Origin of the sequence: Pseudomonas sp. G5(2012) (assembly GCF_000408945.1) — a bacterium.
GTDB lineage: Bacteria > Pseudomonadota > Gammaproteobacteria > Pseudomonadales > Pseudomonadaceae > Aquipseudomonas > Aquipseudomonas umsongensis.
Genome location: NZ_APIO01000219.1, coordinates 1 through 1,832 on the forward strand (window position 1 = coordinate 1; position 1,832 = coordinate 1,832).

The following is a 1,832-nucleotide window of genomic DNA, read 5'->3' on the forward strand; positions in this document are numbered from 1 at the left end:
ACGTACACCGGCATCCACCGCTGGCCCGCGGGCGAGTCGGGGGCGACCAGCGAGCACAGGTGCACCTTCAGGCCGGGACGTTCCTCCTGTTGAACCGTGCTGTCCTTGATCGCCCGGGTTTGCCGTTCAAGCTCGGCCTCCCACCTGGCCAGTTCCTGCTGCCCGACGCGGTCGTGAGGTTCGAAGGTCGGCCGGGGCGGTGCGTTTTGTTTCACCGCTTCGATGCGCTGTATGCGCTGGATGTTAACCGCGCCAGACCCAACGCTGTCTTCGCTGGCATTGGTGATCACGAACAAGTGCAAGGGTCCATGTATGCCCGGTTTCACCTTGGCCTTCGGTAACTCGCCGATGCACGGCGCGTCGCCAGCCAATGGCATAAATTTACGAAATTGATTTTTTATCAGAGCAGGCGCCATTCAACCGCTTGCTCAGATCGCGTGATCTTGTCGGAGAAGGGCCAGGTGCGCAGGTGGTAACGCTCGACCAGTTGCATCGGCAAGATCTCGCCCTGCTTGAAGTACCGGGTTTCGCTCCCGTCCTTTACTGAATGGAGGCGAGGAAGCCAGCCAATCTTCCAGTACCCACTCACCGGGCAGACTTGCCCGCTATAGCAGTACGGCGCAGATAAGTGAGCCTGGCTGAATGCAGGGGATCCCGGAAGACCACGGCCGGTGGCCGGGTCCAGGAGTTTGGCCTTGGACAGTTGGTTGATCAGAGCAGTGCTGGGCTTTTCTGGCGGGACATTGGCCAGGCGTTCTTCGAGCCATTGCAGCTTGCCGTCCCAGGCGGGCAACTTGGCGGGAGGCAAGGGGAGGATTTCGTTGATTTCGGGGACGTTTGGTTTGGCGTAGGAGTAGTTGCCCAGCACTTTGCTAATTTTTTCGTAGCGTTCGGACCGCTCTACATCTTCCTGTTGGGCGAGATAATCAAGTTCATCAGTAGGTGGGGGGTTACGAAAGATTTTTCCTAATTTATAAGCAGAAGTGCTGTCACCCGCAGCGACTCCAAGTTGAAAGGCTTCAAGCGCTTCGTGGTATTGTTTTTTGTTCTTGAGATTTATTCCCAGTTCAATCGCCGCTTCGCCATGGCCTTGCTCAGCAGCACAGCGGCGCATTTGCCGTGCAATGTCCGGAGCCATATCGCTCGACGCCAATTTGTCTCCCACATAGTATTGTGCCTGGGCGTTGCCGTGATCAGCAGCCTTACGGTAGTAGCGTAGGGCCATTTCCGGATCCTGCTTCAGCCCCGCCGAACCTTGTTGCAGGAAGATCCCGACGAAGTAATAACCCGTAGCCACTCCTTCGCTGATCAATCGTTCGCTCAAACGCAAATGCTCGTCGCCCCGAAGCTGGAAATGGCCGCGCATGGCACCGTTCTGCAGGTTGATATTGGCCTTGTAATGACCGTTTTCGGCGGCAATGCGGTACAGCCTTTCGATCTCCAAATCGACGCTTTTGTCTTCTTTGAGCTGATTGTTTTTTTGCAGCCAACGCGCGTACTGGAACAGCACGTCGGCCTCGGTTGACGGCGAGGGAAATTGCTCGTGCACACAGGTAAACGCCAGATCGGCTTTGATCTCGTTTAGTGATTTCACCTGAGGGTCCTTCTTCATATAGGTAAAAGTGCTGCGGCTGTCGCATGCCGTCAGCAGCAGAATTGACAACAGGACAATGCGGCGCATCAGTCGATGTCCTTGAGGGTGGCTTTGTCGTAATAAAATTCGACCAGGGACGCGTACGGTGTCCCCATCACCTTTTCCTTTTGGCGATCTTTGTTTTCCTTGATGATGTGTTGCCAAGCCTTGAACGCCGCCCCCGGATCATCCTGCGCCC

1 protein-coding gene and 1 pseudogene are annotated in these 1,832 nt (G+C 56.0%); both read right to left on the bottom strand.

All coding sequences use genetic code 11. From position 1 onward, the window contains the following. Positions 1–377 (bottom strand): annotated as a pseudogene (locus PG5_RS32825) (hypothetical protein); the annotation flags it as partial. Positions 378–400: 23 nt separating this feature from the next. Beyond that, entirely contained in the window at positions 401–1,681 is a 1,281-nt protein-coding gene (locus PG5_RS32830) for a sel1 repeat family protein (RefSeq protein ID WP_020801386.1), read from the bottom strand. Positions 1,682–1,832 lie beyond the last annotated feature (151 nt).

Excerpts from the sequence above, each read along its gene's own strand:
- PG5_RS32830 (WP_020801386.1), bottom strand. The coding sequence starts at position 1,681 with ATGCGCCGCATTGTCCTGTTGTCAATTCTGCTGCTGACGGCATGCGAC.